This window comes from Shewanella sp. W3-18-1, assembly GCF_000015185.1.
In the GTDB taxonomy this organism is placed as follows: Bacteria; Pseudomonadota; Gammaproteobacteria; order Enterobacterales; family Shewanellaceae; genus Shewanella; species Shewanella putrefaciens.
In genome coordinates, this window is sequence record NC_008750.1 from 1,648,428 (window position 1) to 1,670,839 (window position 22,412).

16 protein-coding genes and 3 pseudogenes are annotated in these 22,412 nt (G+C 42.9%); 18 read left to right on the forward strand and 1 reads right to left on the reverse strand.

From position 1 onward, the window contains the following. Positions 1–1,722 precede the first annotated feature (1,722 nt). From SPUTW3181_RS07570 to SPUTW3181_RS21325, 11 genes are all read left to right on the forward strand, one after another. Entirely contained in the window at positions 1,723–4,209 is a 2,487-nt protein-coding gene (locus tag SPUTW3181_RS07570) for an SLBB domain-containing protein (RefSeq protein WP_011788804.1), read from the forward strand. Between the two features lie 129 nt (positions 4,210–4,338). Then, positions 4,339–5,325, forward strand: coding sequence for a Wzz/FepE/Etk N-terminal domain-containing protein (locus SPUTW3181_RS07575; RefSeq protein ID WP_041408130.1), 987 nt, complete (start codon positions 4,339–4,341; stop codon positions 5,323–5,325). A gap of 204 nt (positions 5,326–5,529) precedes the next feature. Then, a complete protein-coding gene (rfbB, locus tag SPUTW3181_RS07580) occupies positions 5,530–6,609 on the forward strand; it encodes a dTDP-glucose 4,6-dehydratase (RefSeq protein WP_011788806.1) in 1,080 nt (359 codons plus the stop codon). 68 nt (positions 6,610–6,677) lie between these two features. Further along, on the forward strand, positions 6,678–7,541 hold the full coding sequence (rfbA, locus tag SPUTW3181_RS07585; protein ID WP_011788807.1) for a glucose-1-phosphate thymidylyltransferase RfbA: 864 nt from the start codon (positions 6,678–6,680) through the stop codon (positions 7,539–7,541). A gap of 141 nt (positions 7,542–7,682) precedes the next feature. Beyond that, positions 7,683–8,558: a dTDP-4-dehydrorhamnose reductase gene (gene rfbD / locus SPUTW3181_RS07590; RefSeq protein WP_041408133.1), complete on the forward strand. Its 876-nt coding sequence runs from the start codon at positions 7,683–7,685 to the stop codon at positions 8,556–8,558. 93 nt (positions 8,559–8,651) lie between these two features. Continuing rightward, on the forward strand, positions 8,652–9,200 hold the full coding sequence (rfbC, locus tag SPUTW3181_RS07595; RefSeq protein WP_011788809.1) for a dTDP-4-dehydrorhamnose 3,5-epimerase: 549 nt from the start codon (positions 8,652–8,654) through the stop codon (positions 9,198–9,200). Next, positions 9,200–10,630 carry a lipopolysaccharide biosynthesis protein gene (locus SPUTW3181_RS07600; protein WP_011788810.1) on the forward strand — a complete coding sequence of 477 codons (1,431 nt, stop codon included), beginning with the start codon at positions 9,200–9,202 and terminating at the stop codon, positions 10,628–10,630. The genes rfbC (SPUTW3181_RS07595) and SPUTW3181_RS07600 overlap by 1 nt, the downstream gene beginning before the upstream one ends. Positions 10,631–10,667: 37 nt before the next feature. Continuing rightward, positions 10,668–11,777 (forward strand): dTDP-4-amino-4,6-dideoxy-D-glucose aminotransferase VioA, encoded by a 1,110-nt coding sequence (gene vioA, locus SPUTW3181_RS07605; RefSeq protein WP_011788811.1) that lies wholly within the window; start codon positions 10,668–10,670, stop codon positions 11,775–11,777. A 4-nt stretch (positions 11,778–11,781) separates the two neighbouring features. After that, the gene (locus SPUTW3181_RS07610) at positions 11,782–12,342 is read left to right on the forward strand and encodes an acyltransferase (RefSeq protein ID WP_011788812.1); all 561 of its coding nucleotides are present in this window, start codon (positions 11,782–11,784) and stop codon (positions 12,340–12,342) included. A 35-nt stretch (positions 12,343–12,377) separates the two neighbouring features. After that, on the forward strand, positions 12,378–12,992 hold the full coding sequence (locus SPUTW3181_RS07615; protein WP_011788813.1) for a CatB-related O-acetyltransferase: 615 nt from the start codon (positions 12,378–12,380) through the stop codon (positions 12,990–12,992). Next, the gene (locus tag SPUTW3181_RS21325; RefSeq protein ID WP_011788814.1) at positions 12,985–13,932 is read left to right on the forward strand and encodes a glycosyltransferase; all 948 of its coding nucleotides are present in this window, start codon (positions 12,985–12,987) and stop codon (positions 13,930–13,932) included. Before SPUTW3181_RS07615 ends, SPUTW3181_RS21325 begins: the two co-directional genes overlap by 8 nt. 151 nt (positions 13,933–14,083) lie before the next feature. Here the strand turns inward: SPUTW3181_RS21325 and SPUTW3181_RS07625 are convergent, their stop codons facing one another. Next, positions 14,084–15,292 (reverse strand): IS4-like element IS10A family transposase, encoded by a 1,209-nt coding sequence (locus tag SPUTW3181_RS07625; protein WP_001206290.1) that lies wholly within the window; start codon positions 15,290–15,292, stop codon positions 14,084–14,086. A 106-nt stretch (positions 15,293–15,398) separates the two neighbouring features. Between SPUTW3181_RS07625 and SPUTW3181_RS07630 the strand changes: the two are divergent. The 7 genes and pseudogenes from SPUTW3181_RS07630 to wecA (SPUTW3181_RS07665) form a co-directional block, all read left to right on the forward strand. Then, positions 15,399–15,737, forward strand: a pseudogene (locus SPUTW3181_RS07630) (GDP-mannose 4,6-dehydratase); the annotation flags it as partial. Positions 15,738–16,119: 382 nt separating this feature from the next. After that, positions 16,120–16,428: a GIY-YIG nuclease family protein gene (locus tag SPUTW3181_RS07635; RefSeq protein ID WP_011788817.1), complete on the forward strand. Its 309-nt coding sequence runs from the start codon at positions 16,120–16,122 to the stop codon at positions 16,426–16,428. Between the two features lie 553 nt (positions 16,429–16,981). Further along, positions 16,982–17,218, forward strand: coding sequence for a hypothetical protein (locus SPUTW3181_RS07640; RefSeq protein ID WP_041408137.1), 237 nt, complete (start codon positions 16,982–16,984; stop codon positions 17,216–17,218). 1,343 nt (positions 17,219–18,561) lie between these two features. After that, positions 18,562–18,774: pseudogene (locus tag SPUTW3181_RS22270) on the forward strand (sugar phosphate nucleotidyltransferase); the annotation flags it as partial. A gap of 82 nt (positions 18,775–18,856) precedes the next feature. Next, positions 18,857–19,393 (forward strand): dTDP-4-dehydrorhamnose 3,5-epimerase, encoded by a 537-nt coding sequence (gene rfbC / locus SPUTW3181_RS07655; RefSeq protein WP_011788818.1) that lies wholly within the window; start codon positions 18,857–18,859, stop codon positions 19,391–19,393. A 727-nt stretch (positions 19,394–20,120) separates the two neighbouring features. Beyond that, the gene (wecA, locus tag SPUTW3181_RS07660; protein WP_011788819.1) at positions 20,121–21,194 is read left to right on the forward strand and encodes a UDP-N-acetylglucosamine--undecaprenyl-phosphate N-acetylglucosaminephosphotransferase; all 1,074 of its coding nucleotides are present in this window, start codon (positions 20,121–20,123) and stop codon (positions 21,192–21,194) included. A gap of 145 nt (positions 21,195–21,339) precedes the next feature. Beyond that, positions 21,340–22,382, forward strand: a pseudogene (gene wecA / locus SPUTW3181_RS07665) (UDP-N-acetylglucosamine--undecaprenyl-phosphate N-acetylglucosaminephosphotransferase). The last annotated feature ends 30 nt before the right edge of the window (positions 22,383–22,412 follow it).

Here is a 22,412-nt window from a genome sequence, read left to right on the forward strand (position 1 = left end):
TTCTTGTTCGACTCGTGGAACTAGCCGCTTTAATTTGTTTATTCTATTGAAAAATATGAGTTTTCGCGTGGCGAAGGGCATTTTAGAGGCCGCAATCTATGGGCGGTAGCGTGCCTGGAAGGCAAAAGACAGAAAAGTTTCTGTCTTTTAGCGAAAGCCGAAGGGCGTCTCGCCCGCCACGCGGATCGGTAGCGTGCCTGAAAGGCATCGAATGAATAGTTTCATTCGTTAAGCGGACGCCGCAAATAATTGTCTGGAACAATTATTAACAGCTTTAGCCGATCCCAAGGATGAAGTATAGGAAGTACTGAATAAGGCCTCGGGCCGCCACGCGGATCGGTAGTGGGTCTGAATGTTAATAAGAAAGGGCGTAAGTTCACTGCTAGAGCATTATTTCGCGGCTGCTAGATTTTTGTGTCAACTAGATTTTAGAACTTACGTAGCTGCAGGAGAACTTTACACTTTGGTTATTCCGGTGTTACTCAAGTAAGACTCGCTTTTTACATCATCTCGGCTTCTTGATGTTATTCCGTGTTGCTTCGTCATTCCCGCGAAGGCGGGAATCCACAGCAGAGTCTTTTTTGCTGTTTGAACCTAGAGATATGAAAGCCAAAGCTAAAAGCTGGATCCCCGCATTCGCGAGGATGACGGCAAAAAGGCGAGTATGACGGTTAAGAAGTAAGGATGACGGCTTATAGGTAAGGATGACGGTGTAAAAGGCAATATAGCAGCTTAGAGTCAAGAATGATGATTAAGTGTAGGAATCCAGCGTCTTTACGTCATTCCCGTGCTACTTCGTCATTCCCAGTTTCTTGACGTTATATCTGTGCTATTTCGTTACTCTCAGCTTCTGAGGCTTACGTACTACTTCGTTATTCCGGTGTTTCTCAAGTCAGTCCAGTTTGTTACACCATCTCGGCTTCTTGATGTTATTCCGTGTTCCTTCGTCATTCCCGCGAAGGCGGGAATCCACAGTAAAGTCTTTTTGCTGTTTGAACCTAGAGATATGAAAGCCAAAGCCAAAGCTAAAAGCTGGATCCCCGCATTCGCGAGGATGACGGCTGAAAGGCGAATATGACGGTTAAGAAGTAAGGATGACGGCTTATAGGTAAGGATGACGGTGTAAAGCAGCTTAGAGTCAAGAATGATGATTAAGTGTAGGAATCCAGCGTCTTTACGTCATTCCCGTGCTACTTCGTCATTCCCGGCTTCTTGACGTTACACCTGTGCTACTTCGTTACTCTCAGCTTCTGAGGCTATTTCCGTATTACTTCGCTATTCCGGTGTTTCTCAAGTCAGTCCAGTTTGTTACACCATCTCGGCTTCTTGATGTTATTCCGTGTTCCTTCGTCATTCCCGCGAAGGCGGGAATCCACAGCAGAGTCTTTTTTGCTGTTTTAACCTAGAGATATGAAAGCCAAAGCTAAAAGCTGGATCCCCGCATTCGCGAGGATGACGGCTGAAAGGCGAATATGACGGTTAAGAAGTAAGGATGACGGCTTATAGGTAAGGATGACGGCTTAAGCCGAAGATGACTGCTTAAATCAAGGATGACTGCGATAGACCTAATTGACTTAGAAGTCGCGTAGCGACGTTCTGCATTTAAAGCAGCATTCTGCTTTAAATGCTTTAAATGCTTTAAATGCTTTAAATGCTTTAAATGCTTTAAATGCTTTAAATGCTTTAAATGTTTTCCATCTTTAACCCAATCGGAGATATCTGGTGTTACAACAAATCAAAAAATTCATCATAGTTGGCCTTAGCGCCACGATATTGATGGGCGCGCAGGCGCAAGCCGTTACGCCCTCTCCGCAAATGATTGAACAATTCAAACAACTACCTAAATCAGAGCAAGAACGTTTAGCTCGCCAGTACGGTATCGATCCGTCAATGATTACGGGAGCCTCGGCGACCTCTACAGTTATTGAAAACCCAGCCGTGGTTACCCCACGTGCAGCAACAAATAATGTGGTTGATCAATCTGAGGACGATAAGCTTAATCAAGCAACTAAAACTGAAGCGAAAGTTGAAGCAATTGAAGATAAAAAAGAAAATCAACTCAAGCGTTTTGGGTATGATCTTTTTGCGGGCTCTCCCAGTACCTTTGCCCCAGTTTCCGATGTGCCAGTGCCTGCCGAATATATGATGGGCCCAGGTGACACCTTAAATGTGCAACTTTTTGGCAAAGAAAATAATCAGTTTACATTAACCGTAGGCCGCGATGGCGCAGTGCAATTCCCCAATCTGGGCCCTATTTCACTAGTCGGGTTAACCTTTGCTGAAACACGCGAGTTACTACAACAAAAAATCAGCCAAAGCATGATAGGCATTGAGTCCAATATCACTATGGGTGAGTTGCGTTCAATTCGGATTTTTGTGGCGGGCGACGCTTACAAGCCAGGATCCTACACAGTGTCAAGCTTATCAACTATTACCCAAGCCCTGTTTATCTCGGGTGGCGTAAACCAAATCGGTAGTTTGCGTGATATCCAATTAAAGCGCTCCGGTAGAACTATTGGCCGATTAGACTTGTATGATTTATTGCTCCGCGGCGATGCTTCGGGGGATATGCGTTTACAATCTGGTGACGTAGTCTTTATTCCATCATCTGGTGGTACAGTCAGTGTGATGGGGGAAGTTCGTCGCCCGGCGATTTACGAGCTTAAAAATAACGAGACCATGGCCGATGTTATTAACATGGCCAGTGGCTTAAACCCTGGTGCATACCCTAAAGCCAGCACGGTTGAACGTTACAGTAAAGACTCTGTTAAAACAGTAATAAGCGTTGATTTAACTGAAAACTCAGGCCTAAGCACACAGGCTAAAAATGGCGACTTACTCAATGTGCGCTCAGCATCAAGCCGTATTGACAATGCTATTGCGCTTTCTGGCGCCGTAATTCGCCCAGGTAAATACCAATGGACTAATGGCTTAACTGTTGCCGATTTATTGCCTTCGATCTGGGGTGACTTAACCATCTCTGCGGACTTGGATTACAGTTTGTTGGTGAGAGAAATTAACCAACGGGGCGATATTGAAGTTGAGCGCATTAATCTAGGTCGTGCTATTGGTGAACCAAAATCCCATTACAATCCCAAGCTAAAACCACGTGATTCGATTATTGTGTTTGACTATGCTGACCGTGAAGCGTTGCTAAAACCGATAATTCAAAAACTAAGAGAACAAAGCCGTTTTGGTGATGCGGCCAAGCTGGTTAATATCAATGGTAATGTTCGCTTCCCTGGTCAGTACCCAATAACGGTTAATGCGGATGTTAAAGAGTTACTCATCGCCGCTGGTGGGCTAGAAGAAGGGGCATATACCTTATCCGCAGAGCTGACTCGTCAACAAGTATCTGAGCAAAATGGTGTAACTGTTGAGCATATGCAGCTAAGTTTAGACCGTGTTATGCAAAACGATCCAGCAGCGAACATAAAGCTGCAAAGCCGTGATGTATTAACGGTTCGTACCTTGCCCGATTGGCAAGATACACGTTGGATAACTATTAAAGGTGAAGTTAAGTTCCCTGGTACTTATAGTATTCAGCGCGGTGAAACCCTCAAAGATGTGTTGGCCCGTGCGGGTGGCTTAACATCCGACGCCGCACCGCGTAGTGCAGTATTTTTACGCCAATCGATTAAAGAAAAAGAGCAACTTGAAATTGCTAAACTTGCTGACGAACTACGCCGCGAAATTGCGGCTAAAGCCTTGACCAAGGATACGCCAACGGTAGGTTATAACGATGCACAGATGATGCTTAATCAGCTAGAAAACGTCAAAACAGTGGGCCGCCTAGTGGTTGATATCAACGCTATTCAGCTCGGTATTGAAAGTGCAAATTTAAAGCTTGAAGATGCCGATGCGTTGTTCATTCCAGCAACCAACCAAACCGTTTCTGTGATGGGCCAAGTTCAACACCCAAGCACTCACAGATACAAGCAAGGGTTAACTTTTGACCAATATTTAGCTTTATCCGGTGGTGCGCGTAAGCGTGCTGACGAGTCACGCTCATATATCCTAAGGGCCGATGGCTCGGTCGAAATGCCAAGTTCCTCTTTCTGGTTTAATGGCGGTAGCGTCATAGAGCCTGGTGATACTATCGTCGTGCCATTAGATACCGAATACAAAGATAACCTAACGTTGTGGACGCAAGTTACGGGCATTATCTTTAATACCGCAGTTGCTGTATCTGCTATTGCAGGAATCTAGACGCGAGAAGCCTCCAGAATCTAGGACGCTTCGCTCTAGGACGGCCTCTAGGCCCTAGAACCTAGCACCTTCTTTAAATATCTTTAAGCTTTCCTAGGGCCTAGCACCTAGGGCCTAGAACCTAAAAAAATGAATACACAAATTACTCAAAATCCAAACACATACCAATCCGACGCCAGGTTTCCACAAATGCAAGACGACGAAATCGATCTTCGTGAGTTGTTTTCTGTTATTTGGCAAGGCAAATGGCGCATTATTGGCATAACCGCTGTTTTTGCGATTGCCTCTGTTGGCTTAGCACTTTATTTACCCAATATCTATAAATCCGAAGCCTTATTAGCACCAGCATCAGAGGAACAGGGTGGCGGCTTAAGCGCTTTGGCATCGCAGTTTGGTGGTTTAGCGAGTCTTGCAGGAGTAAATCTCGGCGGTAAAGGTGGTACTGATAAAACCCAGCTTGCGATTGAAGTATTAAAATCCCGCCAATTTACCAGTGAGTTTATTCAAAAGCATAATATCCTCGCCGATTTAATGGCGGCAAAAAAATGGGATAGGGATGCAGATAAAATTATCTATGACCCTGAGTTATACAACGAGCAAACCAATACTTGGGTACGCGATGTCGAACCACCAGTTAAACCTGAACCTTCGATGCAGGAGGCTTATAAAGAGTTCAGCAAAATTATTGCGGTTAATAAAGATAAAGAGACTGCAATGGTGACAGTTTCAATTGAGCACTTATCGCCAACCGTCGCGCAGCAATGGGTCACTTGGTTAATTCAAGATATTAATAAAGTGATGAAGGAGCGCGATGTCGCAGAGGCCCATCGCAGTACCGATTTTTTAAATAAGCAAATTGCTTTAACTAATGTCGCTGATATTAAAGCTGTACTTTATAAGCTAATTGAAGAACAGGCAAAAACCATCATGTTTGCCGAAGTACGCGATGAATACGTATTTAAAACCATTGACCCCGCATTAGCGCCAGAAGAGAAAGCCAAACCGAAACGCGCATTAATTTGCGTTTTAGGCACCATGCTCGGCGGCATGTTAGGTGTGATGTTAGTACTGGTAAGGCATTTTATGAGAAAAGAGCAGAAGCTAGCTAGAGCCTAGAACCTTGCTGTTATCTGTCATCCTCGCGCATGCGGGGATCCAGCTTTTTGCTTTAATCTGTGAGCTTTGCTCCTAAGCCGTCATCCTCGCTCATGCGGCGAACCAGCTTTTTCGCTCTTACTTATAGCGGTTATTTATAGAGCTTTCCGCATTTATGCTGCTCAATTTTTTACTTAACATTTTATTTTATAGAGGTTTTTTGTTGTGAAAATCCTAGTTACCGGTGGAGCCGGTTTTATTGGTTCTGCAGTAGTACGCCATATCATTGGCAATACCCAAGACAGTGTGGTTAACGTAGACAAACTTACCTATGCAGGCAACTTAGAATCACTCACTAGCGTTGCGAATAATGCTCGTTATACATTCGAAAAAGTCGATATTTGTGATCGTGCTGAACTCGATAGAGTCTTTTTACAACACCAACCAGATGCAGTTATGCACCTAGCTGCAGAGTCACATGTTGACCGCTCAATCACTGGCCCAAGCGACTTTATCCAAACCAATATTGTCGGTACTTATATGTTACTCGAAGCGGCTCGCAACTACTGGATGCAACTCGATACTGAGCGTAAATCAGCATTCCGCTTTCACCATATTTCAACCGATGAAGTGTATGGTGACTTGCCACATCCAGATGAACAAGAAGGACAAGTAGTAAATCAAGAACTGCCTTTATTTACCGAAAACACGCCTTATGCACCTAGCAGCCCATATTCTGCTTCTAAAGCTTCAAGCGACCACCTAGTACGTGCATGGCTACGTACCTATGGTTTACCGACGATTGTCACAAATTGTTCCAACAACTATGGTCCTTATCACTTTCCAGAAAAGTTGATCCCATTGGTAATTCTGAATGCACTCGAAGGTAAGCTACTGCCGATTTACGGTAAAGGCGACCAGATCCGCGATTGGCTATATGTCGAAGACCATGCTCGTGCGTTATACAAAGTGGTCACTGAGGGCAAAATTGGCGAAACCTACAATATTGGTGGCCATAATGAGAAACAGAATTTAGAAGTAGTGCAAACCATCTGTAGCATCTTAGATTCACTAGTGCCTAAAGCCACGCCTTATGCTGAACAAATTACCTATGTCACCGATAGACCAGGTCATGATCGCCGCTATGCCATTGATGCTCGTAAAATGAGTAATGATCTAAATTGGCGACCGCAAGAAACTTTTGAAACAGGTCTTCGTAAAACCATTGAATGGTATTTAGCGAATCAAGAGTGGTGTCAACATGTACAAGATGGCACTTACCAACGCGAGCGTTTAGGCATTTAATCTATTTTATTTTAATGTCCTAGTGTTTCATAAACCTAGGGCCTATTTATCTAGGAACTGATTTTACTATGAAAGGAATTATTTTAGCTGGGGGCTCTGGTACTCGTTTATATCCATTAACACGCGGAGTATCAAAACAGTTATTACCGATTTATGATAAGCCGATGATTTATTATCCCTTATCAACGCTTATGTTAGCGGGAATTCGGGATATATTAATTATCACAACCCCAGAAGATAATGACAGCTTCAAACGTTTACTTGGTAATGGGTCAGATTTTGGTATTAAGTTAAGTTATGCGGTGCAACCATCACCTGATGGTTTAGCACAAGCCTTTATCATTGGTGAAGAATTTATCGGTAATTCAAATGTTTGTTTAGTGCTTGGTGATAATATTTTCTATGGTCAGTCTTTTTCCAAAACACTCAAAAATGCTGCTTCGCGTGAATCAGGAGCAACAGTGTTTGGCTATCAAGTTAAAGATCCAGAACGTTTTGGCGTAGTCGAATTTGATGCTGATATGAAGGCTATTTCTATTGAAGAAAAGCCTACAAAACCTAAATCAAACTATGCGGTCACAGGACTTTATTTTTACGACAACAAAGTGGTGGAATTAGCCAAACAGGTTAAACCTTCCCATCGTGGTGAGCTTGAAATCACCACACTCAATGAGATGTATCTTAATGCTGGCGAGCTTAATGTTGAATTATTAGGACGTGGTTTTGCTTGGTTAGATACTGGTACACACGAGAGTTTGCATGAGGCGTCGTCATTTGTACAAACCATTGAGCATGTTCAAGGGTTAAAGGTGGCTTGTTTAGAAGAAATTTCCTATCGCAATGGCTGGTTAACCGCTGACGAACTTAAAGAACTCGCCAAACCCATGCTCAAAAATGACTATGGGCAGTATTTAAACCAGTTAGCGCAATAATTAACGTTATTTCGTAGCCAGCGCACAACTTACACCCTTTATTTGTCATTCCCGCGAAAGCGGAAATCCATTCTTTTACATTGTGCTTATATGTTGAACCCTGCATACGTGGGGATGATGGACCTAATCCCGAGAACAATTATGAAAATCCTTATTACCGGAAGTAATGGTCAGGTAGGTAGCAGCCTTGTAAAACAATTAAACCAGATGCCAGAGATTGAATTTTTGGCAGTGGATCGTCAACAATTGGATATTACTGACTGCGAAGCGGTAAACAAACTTGTTAATGAATTGAAACCAAACGCAATTATTAATGCGGCGGCGCATACTGCTGTAGATAGAGCTGAGCAAGAAGTTGAGCTTTCCTACGCCATTAATCGTGACGGACCACAGTTTTTAGCACAAGCGGCTAACAGTGTGGGTGCAACAATACTGCATATCTCAACTGACTATGTGTTTGCTGGTGATAAAGACGGTGAGTATATTGAAACAGATACCGTTGCTCCGCAAGGTGTATATGGTCAAAGTAAACTGGCAGGCGAACTCGCCGTTACAGCGGCTTGCCCGCGCCATATCATCTTGCGTACCGCCTGGGTGTTTTATGGGACAGGCAATAATTTTGTTAAAACCATGCTGCGCCTTGCGCATAATAGAGATGAACTCGGTGTGGTGGCGGATCAATTTGGTGGCCCAACCTATGCTGGAGATATTGCCAATGCGCTTATCGTAATGGCTAAAGCACTGCAAGCAGGCAACACCCACTACGGAGTTTATCATTTTGCAGGTAAGCCGCATGTCAGCTGGCACCAATTCGCCAGAGAAATTTTCAAAAAGGCAAATGAGCAAAATATATTAAATAAACAGATGAAGGTGAACGCTATCACTTCAGAGCAATATCTTACACCCGCAAAACGCCCTGCTAATTCCAAATTGGATTGCCTCAAAATTGAGCAAAGCTTTGGTATTAAGCCCAGTAATTGGCAAGCGGCTTTGAATAATTTAAGTGGTTATGTGTGAGTGGCTTGTTGGGAATGATTACGCGATAACTATTATCTCACCATTCACCATTCACCATTCACCATTCATTATTAACAACACACGAATTAAAACATGAAAATTATCGATACCAAAATCCCCGACGTTAAGATCATCGAGCCTAGAGTCTTTGGCGATGATCGCGGTTTCTTTTTTGAAAGCTTTAACCAACAGCAATTTGAAGCTGCTATCGGCTACCCAGTCAATTTTGTCCAAGACAATCACTCCAAATCGAGCAAAGGGGTATTACGTGGTCTGCATTATCAACTTGCGCCCCATGTCCAAAGCAAGCTGGTGCGTTGCGTGGTTGGTGAAGTTTTTGACGTGGCGGTGGATATTCGCCAAAGCTCACCTACATTTGGCCAATGGGTGGGGGTGCATCTTTCTGCAGAAAATAAGCGTCAACTGTGGATCCCTGAAGGGTTTGCCCACGGCTTTGTTACCTTGAGAGAAACAGCGGAGTTTTTGTATAAGACGACCAATTACTATTGCGCAGCCAGCGATAGAGGTATTCAGTGGAATGATGAAAAACTGGCGGTAGCATGGCCAATTGAAGGTTTGATATTGACCTTATCTGATAAAGACAAACGACAGCCCATTTTTGAAAAGGCTGAATATTTGTAATGTCGGATTTGGCTACTAAAACCAAAAAAGGTCTCCAATGGAGCGCCATCGAGCGTCTTTTAACCCAAGGTATGCAGTTAGGGATAACTCTGCTACTGGCACGCCTGCTTGGGCCAACTGCCTTTGGCTTGGTGGGGATGTTAACGGTGTTCATTGCCATCGCCAATGTGTTTGTCGATAGCGGCTTTACCTCGGCGTTAATCCGCAAATCCGATCGAAGTGAAAGTGATTTGGTCACTGCTTTTTATTACAACATAGGTATGGCGGCTGTGTGTTATTTGGCGCTCTATATAAGTGCACCCGCTATTGCCGAGTTTTATCAGCAAAGCGAGTTGCAATCCCTGCTGCGGGTATTAGGAATAACGGTGTTGATCAATGCCTTTACCTTGATCCCACGGGTTAAACTTAATGTGGTTATGGATTTTAAAACTCAGGCTAAGATATCGATCATCAGTGTATTAATTAGCGGCTCAATCTCCATGACATTGGCCATAAACGGTTTAGGTGTATGGGCTTTGGTTATACAAACTTTGATTAATTCCAGTTGTACCACCCTGTTATTTAATCTGTTTGTTCCTTGGTTGCCGCGTGGCAATCTTACTAAGGCATCATTTAGTTACTTATTTGGTTATGGTAGCAAAATCTTAATTTCTAGTTTATTAGAGGTTATTTACAGCAATATTTATCAAATTATTATCGGTAAAAAATTCAGCCCTGCCGTGGTGGGACAATTTACTCAAGCTAATCAATTGGCCAGTGTGCCAGCTATGACCTTGACTGCCATTATTCAACGGGTGACCTTTCCGCTGTTTAGCCAGTTGCAAGATAACCCTGAAAAGATGGAAAGTGCATATCGACTGACGTTAAAGACGGCGGCCATGGTAATCTTTCCGCTGATTGTTGGGTTAGGGCTAATTGCTCAACCGTTGTTAACTGAATTATTGGGGGCCCAGTGGCAGGACGCAGCAGGTTTGCTCAGTGTGTTGTGTTTGGGCTATATGCTTTATCCAATTCATGCAATAAATTTAAATCTACTGCAAATAACGGGCCGCAGCGATCTCTTTTTAAAACTTGAAGTGTTTAAGAAAATCATCGGAGTGGTGATCTTGCTGAACACCATTCGCTATGGTGTGCTGGGCATGTGCATTGGCCTTAGCGTCACCTCTTATGTTGCATTGTTGTTAAATACCTATTACACCGCCAAACTTACCCGCATCAGTCAATGGCAGCAGTGTAAAGATTTAACTCCTATCTGGTTAGCGGTGATGTTATCTGCCGTTCTAGCCTATGCCACTGGACTATCTTGGCAAGCGCTACCTTGGTTACAGATTTTAATCAACATAAGCGTTGCCTTGCTTAGTTATTCACTTTATCTGGTCTTGGCCCAAAGGCCGTTGTTGCTGCAATTGCAAAGCGCCCTGCGTCGCTAACTAGTCGCATTATTACCAATATTTTTTGGAAGCAAACATGAGTAATAAAAATATCCCTGTCACCCAGCCGTTTTTGCCAGAGTTAAATGAGTTTATCCCCTACCTAGAACAAATTTGGGATAACCGCTGGTTGACTAACAATGGACCCTTTCATCAACAACTTGAAGCTAAGTTGTGTGAATATCTTGGTGTAGAACATATCTCCCTGTTTAACAATGCCACGATTGCCTTGATCACGGCTCTTCAATCATTGCGTGTGACGGGTGAAGTTATCACCACGCCTTACTCTTTTGTCGCCACCAGTCACTCGATTATGTGGAATGGCTTGGAGCCGGTATTTGTCGATGTCGACCCAACCACTTTTAATATTGACCCAGCCAAAATAGAAGCTGCTATCACTCCACGCACAACTGCCATTATGCCAGTGCACTGCTATTCCAATCCTTGCGATGTCGAAGCGATTCAAAATATTGCTGACAACTATGGTCTTAAGGTGATTTATGATGCCGCCCATGCCTTTGGAGTTAACTATAAAGGCGAAAGTTTGCTGAAATGGGGCGATCTTTCTATTTTGAGCTTTCACGCCACCAAGGTGTTCAATACCTTCGAAGGTGGGGCTATTATCAGTCCGGATGCCAAAACCAAGCAGCGTATCGATCGCTTGAAAAACTTTGGAATTGCCGATGAACTGACGGTGACAGCACCAGGCATTAATGGCAAGATGAGTGAAATCAATGCTGCTTTTGGCTTAGTCCAGCTCAAGCATATTGATAATGCGATGGCACAACGCCGAGCTGTTGATGTCCGTTATCGTGAGGCATTGGCTGATGTAACAGGCATTACCCTGTATAAGCACGATAGTAACGCTAATAGCAACTTCTCTTATTTTCCGATCTTGGTCGAGGCGGATTACCCACTCAGTCGCGATGAGCTATATGACAAGCTTAAAAATAATCATATTTTATCGCGCCGTTATTTTTACCCTCTGATCAGCAATATGCCGATGTATCGTGGTTTACCGAGTGCAGCGATAAGTTATTTGCCGCAAGCCAATCAATTAGCAGACAAGGTTCTTTGTTTACCAATTTTTAATGAATTGACTGTGGACGAACAACAGCAGGTTATTGAGTTAATTAAAGGGAATTAAATAAATGGCGTTTCTTACCGAGCAACAATTAAATTCTATGGGGTTTGCTGCACTGGGTTATAACGTGTTTATCTCTGACAAAGCCTCTATTTATGGAGTCAGTCGTATTCGAATTGGAAACAATGTCCGCATCGATGATTTTTGCGTCTTGTCGGCGGGCGAGGGGGGCATTGAGATTGGCAATTATATCCATATTGCGGTTTATAGTTCCTTAATTGGTGCAGGCAAGATTACACTATCTGATTTTTCTAATATCTCATCAAAAGTAGCTATTTATTCCAGTAATGATGATTATAGTGGCGAATATATGACTAACCCCATGGTGCCTGCCAAATATACTAACGTCATCCATGCCGACGTAACCATTGGTAAGCATGTCATCATTGGCTCTGGTTCGGTCGTGTTGCCTGGTGTCACCCTGTTTGCTGGGGCTGCCATCGGCTCACTTTCATTGGTTACCAAGGATTGTGAAGCCTTTGGGGTTTACATCGGTTCGCCAGCTAGAAAGATTAAAAATCGCAAGCGAGAGTTGTTGGCTGTTGAAAACAATTTCATAGAAAAATAATAAGTGGCTAGTTGATACCTGTAAGGTACTATTATATGTTTTTTTATTTATTGAAGATGTTTAAAGTTAAATTTTTTTCATCAAGAAATCAAAGACTAAATGATCGTATAACTACGATCAGGGGGGAGGGAACTTATGGTCCAGAGCCAAAATTAATTGGGCCTCATAATGTTGTAGAACAATTGCATTTTGGGAGTTCAATTGGGAAGTATTGCTCTATAGCGGCCGGAATTAAGTTTTTATTTAGAGGTAAACACAATACGAATTGGGTTTCTACTTATCCATTCCAAGTAATGATGGGGTTAGATGTTCCTTTAAATGATTTAACACTTCATGCTCCCGTGAAAATTGGTAATGATGTCTGGATTGCTACTAATGTAAAAATTATGCAAGGTGTCACTATCGGTGATGGCGCTATAATCGCACAAGAGTCGTTAGTGACTAAAGATGTTCCTCCATATGCGATTGTTGGTGGAAATCCAGCAAGAATTATAAGATATCGGTTTGAACCTGATGAAATTCAAGAATTATTAAATTTACAATGGTGGAATCTACCAAAAAACAAAATTGTGTTGATAGCAAAATATCTAACATCACAGGATGTAAATGAGTGCATAAAACAAATAAAAATGGTGAAAGATAATGAATAATTCAATGGTCACTGTTTGTATTGTTACGTATAACCAAAAGAAGTATATAGAGCAATGCTTAGATAGCATAGTTAATCAAAAAACAGACTATTCATATCAAGTCATTATCTCGGATGATGCATCTACCGATGGCACCTCTGAGATATGCGCTGAATATGCAAAAAGATATCAATTTATTAATCATATAAGACATGCAACAAATATAGGAGCGTACGAAAACTTTAAATATGTTCATCGTCAAGCAAAAACACAATATGTCTCACATTGTGATGCTGATGATTCCTGGCATGAAGATAAATTAGAAAAACAAATTAAGTTTTTAGAAGGCAATAGTGATTGCTGTGCTGTATATAGTAATGCTATTGTTATAAATGAACATGGCACACGAATTGGAGTTTTTAATAATTCAGAGGAAATACCTTCAAAAATCACCATAGGTTATTTGTTAGAAAAGTCTAATTTCTTAAACAATAGTTCTATGATTTATCGTCGTGATATGATTGGTGATATTTTCGATGCCGATGGGAAGGTTGTTGATTATCGTATTCATATACATTTAGCTAATTGTGGTCTATTGGGCTATATCAAAGAGTCATTAGCATTTTACCGCAAAGGAGCCGCTGGTGGTTTATGCCTAAACGCGCCTGCTGCTGTTGGACAATTAGTTCATGAAGCAAGACTTGATGGTATAAAAAATGCCAAATTGAGCATAGTTGATTTTTCAAAAATTAAAACTAACGCCTGGTATGGTAAATTAACTTGTTTTTTGAAAAGAAATAAATTTATGTATGCACGACATACTGAAGTAGAAGCACTCATTGTAGATTATGACTTTATCCAATCAGTAATGTTTTTGTTTTTTGAAATTGTGATTTATTTTTTCTGTAAAATGAAAGAAAAATTATCCATCAATAAAAATATTATTTTGTATCATAGATGATTTTAAGCATTAATCAATCAGCAGCTACAAATATCATAACACATCTATTAAATGAAGTTTTCTGTTGATATCATTATAAATAATTTGCATAAGTGTTAACAATAGAGTTAAAAATCGCCATTTCCCCAACACGTAGTGCTGAAGGATCCCCTCATAAATCAGCCATAGCATAGCCATATTTGAGCAACTGATTGGCGAATAATACCCAGGCCGCCAGCAATTCTTTCTCCGTGATTTGATAATCAGGCCGCCTGAGTACCTCCAATCCCAAGCGAATCGTTGAGAGTACCGTTCGATGCCCAATGGTATTGGCCTGAAAATGCTTATCCCAGCCCTGTTGCTGTGCGTGTAAACCAACTAGCCACAACAGGCATTGAACCATCAACGCTATCAGTAGGATGATGTCGAATCGCTCTGGACTGTTGGTACGACTTTGGCGTAAGCCAAAGCCGTATGCCGGGCTTTTGAGGTCACGAAAGGTTTCCTCTATTTGCATACGTTTGGCGTACAGGTTTACCAGCTGCTTTGGGCTCCGAGATTCTGGTGGTAAATTGCTGGCTAACACCCAAGGCTCTTTCGCCGATGTTGAGTACGTTTTTGCCGATGGATGGTGGCAATTAGTCCTCGTTGAACGCTGATTTGTACGCCCCTTAGGTTTGCTACGATAAAGCGTGAGATGGCAATTGATAGGGTTAGTTTTGGTCAAGGTCTTACAACCCAGGCTCTTCGCTTGACCGTTGGCCAAGTCATGTGTACTGCGAACTGCACGCCAATTTTCAGCGCCAATATCTGCAAATTGAACTGTACCGCGAATACGGCTTAGCCAAAACCAACCATGCGCCTCAACCTCTTTGTACCAAGGCACTTTGAACCCCGCGTCAGTCACGATGAGAGGGGTAACATGCAAAGGTAAAATCTTGGCTAAGTCCGCTAAAAAACCGTTGTGGGAGGCCTTAGAGCATTGTTCTGATAGGGGATAGGACTTCTCATACAGGGTAATAGAGCGGCCATTGAAGGCTATTGAGGCGCGCAGAGCCATGATGCGTTTATGCTCTCGGATGTCTGACCAATCGACGAGCACAATCGGCATAGGGTTACCAGAACAGATGAGGCTGGCATGCCATTGGTAGACAGCTAACCGTTCTTGATGCAGATGCGTGTTGCCGAGCAAACGATCAATGCGCTTGATGTTGTGCTTGGTTCGGGCCGTGGTTGGTAAATTTCGACCTAACTCAGTCAAGGTCAGTGTCTTACATTCAATCAGTGCCTTAGAGGCCAGCATCAAGCTGTTTAATCGTTTTAGGTGAAGTTCTGGGCAGTATTGGTGTAAAGAATGTTGTAGGATATTGGCTTCGCGCATCTTGTTGTCCAAGTGTAGTTTTTGGAGAAACCATTTGATCATGCAACAAGATGCGCTTCCACCCTAATTTGATGATTTATTTGTAAATCATCAGGGGATTCTTCAGGTTCGAGCGTTGTTTTTAGTCGCAACTCAGGGGCGACTAGGGCAGACCTATAATATTGGTGGTTCGAATGAGCGCAGTAATATTGAGGTAGTACAGAAAATTTGTGATTTATTGGAGGAGTTAGCGCCTACTCATCCCCATGCATTTGCTGTAAATGGGATTGGTTTTCGAGGTTTAATACAGCATGTTGAAGATCGTCCCGGCTATGATGTTCGTTATGCAATTGATGCCAGTAAACTTGAGCATGAACTTGGGTGGCAACCGTATGAGTCTTTTGAGTCTGGCCTAAGAAAAACCGTTAAATGGATAGTTGAACAGAGCGATGAAGTACGCTCGTAAGCTGGCGGCTAAATGGCTTTGTTGAAAGCTAAGAGAAGCATTCTCAAATTTTATAGCTAGGGCGTCACTTTGCTTTTTTAGAGCGCTTCGCTTGCCCTGGAGCCTATAGCTTAGACTTAGAGCTTAGAGCTTAGAGCTTAGAGCTTAGAGCTTAGAGCTTAGGAACACTACGGATCTGAATTTGTACTGTTTCATTATAGCAATGGGTGAACTTAACTCTGTTTGTCATCTTTGCTTGTTTTTTGAACTTTGTTTATTTTGTCATCCTCGCTCCGTTTGTCATTCTTGCTCCTTTTGTCATCCTCGCGAACGCGGGGATCCAGCTTTTGAGTTATTATCTAAATCACTTATAAAATGGATTGCTACTACTCAAGGATGAACTATGCAACCCTATGTTTATATTATGGCCAGTCAATTCAATGGTACTTTATATATTGGTGTAACCAGCCAGTTAGAGCAGCGAGTATGGCAGCATAAAAACGCCATTATTGATGGATTTACCCATAAATACAAAGTTGATCAGCTAGTTTATTTTGAGGCTCATGTATCCATGTACGATGCTATTTGTCGTGAGAAACAGCTAAAAAAATGGCGCCGTGAATGGAAAATTGATCTGATTAATTCACAAAACCCAAAGTGGCAAGATTTATGGTACACGGTAATAGCTGGATCCCCGCATACGCGAGGATGACGGGGTGGGGACGTTATATACCGTCGTCCAGCTAAATGGATCCCCGCGTGTGCGAGGATGACGGCAGAAGCGAGAATTACGCCCTCTCTGTCATTCCCGCGAAGGCGGGAATCCACAGTAAAGTCTTTTATTATCTGGAATATAAAGTAAGAACTTAAAAGCTGGATCCCCGCGTGCGCGAGGATGACGGTAGAAGCGAGAATTACGCCTTCTCTGTCATTCCCGCGAAGGCGGGAATCCACGGTAAAGTCTTTATTATTTGAAATATAAAATAAATTACCTAAAAGCTGGATCCCCGCGTGCGCGAGGATGACGACAGAAGCGAGAATTACGCCCTCTCTGTCATTCCCGCGAAGGCGGGAATCCACGGTAAAGTCTTTTGTTATCTGAAATATAAAGCAAATTACCTAACAGCTGGATCCCCGCGTGCGCGAGGATGATGGCAGAAGCGAAAATTACGCCCTCTCTGTCATTCCCGCGAAGGCGGGAATCTACGGTAAAGTCTTTTGTTATCTGAAATATAAAGCAAATTACCTAACAGCTGGATCCCCGCGTGCGCGAGGATGACGGCAAAGGCGAAAATTACGCCCTCTCTGTCATTCCCGCGAAGGCGGGAATCCACAGTAAAGTCTTTTGTTATCTGAAATATAAAGCAAATTACCTAACAGCTGATCCCCGCGTGCGCGAGGATGACGACGAAGGCGAAAATTACGCCCTCTCTGTCATTCCCGCGAAGGCGGGAATCCACAGTAAAGTCTTTTATTATCTGGAATATAAAGTAAGAACTTAAAAGCTGGATCCCCGCGTGCGCGAGGATGACGGCGAAGACGAGGATTATGCCCTCTCTGTCATTCCTGCGAAGGCGGGAATCCACGGTAAAGTCTTTTGTTATCTGGAATATAAAGTAAGAACTTAAAAGCTGGATCCCCGCGTGCGCGAGGAGGACGGCGAATACGAGGATTATGCCCTTGCTGTCATTCCCGCGAAGGCGGGAATCCACGGTAAAGTCTTTTGTTATCTGAAATATAAAGAAAATTACCTAACAGCTGGCTTCCCGCGTGCGCGAGGATGATGGCAGAAGCGAAAATTACGCCCTCTCTGTCATTCCCGCGAAGGCGGGAATCCACAGTAAAGTCTTTTATTATCTGGAATATAAAGAAAATTACCTAACAGCTGGCTTCCCGCGTACGCGAGGATGACGGCAGAAGCGAAAATTACGCCCTCTCTGTCATTCCCGCGAAGGCGGGAATCCACAGTAAAGTCTTTTATTATCTGGAATATAAAGTAAGAACTTAAAAGCTGGATCCCCGCGTGCACGAGGATGACGACGAAGACGAGGATTATGCCCTTGCTGTCATTCCCACGAAGGCGGGAATCCACAGTAAAGTCTTTTGTTATTTGAAATATAAAGTAAGAACTTAAAAGCTGGATCCCCGCGTGCGCGGGGATGACGCGATTTAAGTTCTGAGGTTTCTTACAATCACAGGTGGATCCCCGCGTGCGCGGGGATGACGCTGGTCTTAATGGTTTGGATGGTCTTAATGGAGCTGGATCCCCGCGTGTGCGAGGATGACGGCAGAAGCGAGAATTACGCCCTCTCTGTCATTCCTGCGAAGGCGGGAATCCACGGTAAAGTCTTTTATTATCTGGAATATAAAGTAAGAACTTAGAAGCTGGATCCCCCCGTGCGCGAGGATGAAGGCAAAGATCGGAATGACGTTCCATTATGTCATTCCCGCGAAGGCGGGAGTCCACGGTAAAGTCTTTTATTATCTGGAATATAAAGCAAGAACTTAAAAGCTGGATCCCCGCGTGCGCGAGGATGACGGCGGAAGCGAAAAAACACTTAAAAGACAGATCTCCTGCATCGATAACTGCTCCTGCGTTATTCTACCTTCTGCATCTGACCGCCATGGAGGGTGGAAATGTCATATTTGTATGGAACAAAATTGACCATGCAGTCGTTCGCGAGGATGTCGAGAGTGTGGCTACGAGCAAGAGTATTGTTGATACATGTGCTGGCACAGGAGTAAGGGGGGACTAAATAGTTTCAGTTTGTTTCATCCGTTTGCTCTGGTTTTTTATGTTACAATTTGGGTACTTAACCATGGCTTATCAATCCTAAATATATCAATGAGAAAAGGCATTTTACTGGCAGGAACAGGTTACCGTCTTTATCCCATGACGCAGCTTGTGTGTGAACCGCTACTGCATATCTAGGATAACCTATGATTTATTACCCTCTAGTTACGCTTATGCAGGCGGGGATTCGGGATATTCCCCCAGGATTTAGTGTTATTTCATATCCTGTTAGGTGATGTGGCGCATTGGGGAATTAATCTGAAGTAGGCTGAACAATTGGCACTGCCTTTAGTTAAAAGTGGTTATGGTGAGTATTTGCTCGGATTACTGGATAGGCAGGTTTTTCATGAAGTGTATTGAAACGGAATTAGCAGAGGTTTTAGTGTTTGAGCCGCAGCGCTTTGGAGATGAGCGAGGCTTTTTTATGGAGACATTTAGGCAGTCCTATTTCGATGCGTGTTTTACTGAAAGAGGTTTTAGTCTCCCTATCTTTGTACAAGAAAATCATAGCCGCTCGCAGCAAAATGTATTGCGTGGCTTACATTTTCAGCGCCTGCAACCGCAGGGTAAATTAGTACGGGTTTGTACTGGAAGTATTTTTGATGTGGCTGTGGATATTCGTGCAAACTCTCCTACCTATGGCCAATGGGTGGGGAGAGTGTTATCGGCGGATAATCGTTTACAAATGTGGACTCCACCAGGCTTTGCCCACGGTTTTTATGTGCTTAGTGAGTTTGCCGATGTGATTTATCGCTGTACTGACTATTATGCCCCTCATGATGAGTATGTGCTCGGGTGGAATAATACTGATTTCTCTATAGATTGGCCGCTAATTGCCGAGCCGCTTCTATCAGATAGAGATGCAATAGCAGCAAGAACCTAGCAAGTCACACTGATATGCAACGCACAGCCCTGATTATCGGTCGTTCAATTGGCTTTTCATTTCAACTAAAGTATTACCCTGTGCAAAATTTTTTATTATTTGAAATATAAAGCAAGAACTTAAAAGCTGGATCCCCGCGTGCGCGAGGATGACGGCAGAAGCGAAAATTACTTAAAAGCTGGCTCCTGCATCGATAACTGCTTCTGCGTTATTCTACCTTCTGCATCTGACCACCATGGAGGGGGGAAATGTCATATTTTGTATGGAACAAAATTGACCATGCAGTCGTTCGCGAGGATGACGGCAGAAGCGAGAATTACGCCCTCTCTGTCATTCCCGCGAAGGCGGGAATCCACGGTAAAGTCTTTTATTATCTGGAATATAAAACAAGAATTTAAAAGCTGGATCCCCGCGTGCGCGAGGATGACGGGCACATGAATGGCTTCCGTTTTTGCCTCGAATCTGGATCCCCACATTCGCGAGGATGACGGCATAAGAGTTGGAGCCTCGCATCGATAACTGCTCCTGCGTTATTCTACCTCCTGCATCTGACTACCATGGAAGGTGGAAATGTCATATTTTGTATGGAACTAAATTGACCATACGGTCGTTCGCGAGGATGACGGCGATATAATCTAGCGACGCTTTAGCCATGAAGCTCCCTCGTTTTTAGAAGGCCAATGGCCCCGCTGCATTTTCCTTTTTTGCATATTTTTAAGTGGTTTTTATGTCAACAAATATCGCTGTTTTATTTGTTTTTTTAGTTTCTTTTATCAGTTTGTTTGTATTTCGCAAGGTCGCTCAACGGATTGGTTTGGTTGATAAGCCGAATGAGCGTAAGCATCATAAAGGCCAGATCCCGCTTGTTGGGGGGATTTCTATTTTCTTTACGATAATACTTGCCTTGTTCCTAACCCCTGAATTATTGCTGGCACCACAATTGTATGCAGGATGCGCTTTTATTCTTGTGGTCATAGGGGCAATTGATGACCGTTATGATATCAGTTTTAAGTTTCGCCTTGTTGTCCAAGCTGCGGTTTCGATGCTGATGATTGTGCTCGGTGAGCGCAGTTTACATAACTTAGGCTATTTGATGGGGAGTGAGGCGATACATTTGCCTGAGCCTATCAGCATATTGTTAACGGTTTTTGCAGTTATCGGTGCAATCAATGCGTTTAATATGGTTGACGGTATTGATGGTTTATTGGGGGGATTAGCCTCTGTTACTTTTGGTGGCTTAGGCATTCTGTTCTATTTTAATGGCATGCAGGGTTTTGCTATTTTTTGTGTGCTGCTCGTTACTGCGATGCTGCCTTATATCATGTTAAATTTAGGTTTTCCGTTCGGGCGACGTTTTAAAGTGTTTATGGGGGATGCGGGGAGTATTTTTATCGGCTTTACGGTGATTTGGTTACTGATTGTGGCAAGCCAAGGTGATCGAGCTACTGCACTTCGCCCTGTGACCGCACTTTGGTTAATTGCGTTGCCGCTGATGGATATGGTGTGCATTATGATTCGCCGTATTCGTAAAGGCCAATCGCCCTTTAAACCTGACCGCGAGCATTTGCATCATATCTGCCAACGTATGGGGTTGTCCTCTCATTCATCCTTGATGGTGATTTGTACCGCGGCAGCAATAATGGTAGCAGTCGGTATTTGGTCTGAACTTGCCAAAATTGATGAAAATATTATGTTTTTAGCATTTTTAGCAACATTTGCTTTGTACTTTGGTTTAATCAATAACATCTGGCGTATTACGGCCTTTTGGCGTAAAGATATAAAAATTTCTAAATCTATTTAATACCTTAGTGAAATGTTGTTTTTTTTAATTTAGGCTGGCTTATCTGTTGTCGTTTCAACTGTTATAATCCAATGCCATTTTTTTGAAATAAAATTTGATTAGCCTCCACTGTAATCATGATGTATTTAGCTTAAGGAAGAGAGTGATGGAATACCTCATACTGCTTTTTAGTGTTTTTTGTTTAACTTGTGTTGCAATTAAAGTCTTAAATCCTATCGCTCAGCGTGTCGGTTTAGTCGATTTACCCAATGAGCGTAAACTACATGTAGGAGCTATCCCATTAATTGGTGGGGTATCTATCTATTGTAGTGTGCTATTGGTCTCCAGCATTGTTATCCCGCAGAGCCAAACCTTTAATTTATATCTTATTTCTGCTGCGTTAATTCTTTTTCTTGGCGTACTGGACGATAAGTATGATTTGTCAGTACGCGTCCGAATTGCGGCACAGGTGATTACCGCCTCGATTTTGATCTTTGGTGCCGGATTACACCTGACAACATTTGGCCATATTCTGCATTTTTCTGAGTTTAAGCTCGGCTATGTTGGCATTTTTGTTACAACTATCGCGGTGATTGGTGCTATCAATGCCTTTAATATGGTCGATGGCATTGATGGTTTAGCGGGGATGCTAAGCCTTGTGACTTTTTCATCGTTGGCTTTTTTATTCTATTGGGCTGGTAATAGCTGGTTTTTATTACCTTTGTTGTTTATTGGTGCAATTATTGGTTATTTAGTATTCAATTTGCGTTGGCCGTTCCCTTCTTTAGATAAGATATTTATGGGCGATGCTGGCAGCATGTTGATTGGCTTAACGGTTGTTTGGTTATTGGTGTTGGTACTCAGCCTAATGTCGCAGTGTTTTCGCCCGTAACAGCTTTGTACTTAATTGCAATACCGTTAATGGATATGACTGCGATTATGTATAGAAGAGTGAAAAAGGGGATATCGCCGTTTAGTCCTGATCGCGATCACTTACATCATATCTTTGAGCGAGCAGGTTATAATCGCAAGCAAACCCTGATTAGAATTTCATTCGCTTCACTTTTACTTGCCATCGTTGGGATTTGGGCTGAACTCTCACAAGTCCCAGAGTGGATTATGTTTGTCGCTTTTTTAGGTATTTTTGCCTGCTATAACTGGGCGTTATCTAATGTGTGGCAAATCTTGACTTGGGTTCGTAAAGATTAGTTTATTTCTTTAGTGTATTTCTTAATGCCA

Excerpts from the sequence above, each read along its gene's own strand:
- rfbD (WP_041408133.1), top strand. The coding sequence starts at position 7,683 with ATGAAAATCCTTATTACCGGAAGTAATGGTCAGGTAGGTAGCAGCCTT.
- SPUTW3181_RS07635 (WP_011788817.1), top strand. The coding sequence starts at position 16,120 with ATGCAACCCTATGTTTATATTATGGCCAGTCAATTCAATGGTACTTTA.
- rfbC (WP_011788809.1), top strand. The coding sequence starts at position 8,652 with ATGAAAATTATCGATACCAAAATCCCCGACGTTAAGATCATCGAGCCT.
- SPUTW3181_RS21325 (WP_011788814.1), top strand. The coding sequence starts at position 12,985 with ATGAATAATTCAATGGTCACTGTTTGTATTGTTACGTATAACCAAAAG.
- rfbC (WP_011788818.1), top strand. The coding sequence starts at position 18,857 with ATGAAGTGTATTGAAACGGAATTAGCAGAGGTTTTAGTGTTTGAGCCG.
- wecA (WP_011788819.1), top strand. The coding sequence starts at position 20,121 with ATGTCAACAAATATCGCTGTTTTATTTGTTTTTTTAGTTTCTTTTATC.
- SPUTW3181_RS07615 (WP_011788813.1), top strand. The coding sequence starts at position 12,378 with ATGTTTTTTTATTTATTGAAGATGTTTAAAGTTAAATTTTTTTCATCA.
- vioA (WP_011788811.1), top strand. The coding sequence starts at position 10,668 with ATGAGTAATAAAAATATCCCTGTCACCCAGCCGTTTTTGCCAGAGTTA.
- rfbA (WP_011788807.1), top strand. The coding sequence starts at position 6,678 with ATGAAAGGAATTATTTTAGCTGGGGGCTCTGGTACTCGTTTATATCCA.
- SPUTW3181_RS07610 (WP_011788812.1), top strand. The coding sequence starts at position 11,782 with ATGGCGTTTCTTACCGAGCAACAATTAAATTCTATGGGGTTTGCTGCA.
- SPUTW3181_RS07625 (WP_001206290.1), bottom strand. The coding sequence starts at position 15,292 with ATGCGCGAAGCCAATATCCTACAACATTCTTTACACCAATACTGCCCA.
- SPUTW3181_RS07575 (WP_041408130.1), top strand. The coding sequence starts at position 4,339 with ATGAATACACAAATTACTCAAAATCCAAACACATACCAATCCGACGCC.
- SPUTW3181_RS07600 (WP_011788810.1), top strand. The coding sequence starts at position 9,200 with ATGTCGGATTTGGCTACTAAAACCAAAAAAGGTCTCCAATGGAGCGCC.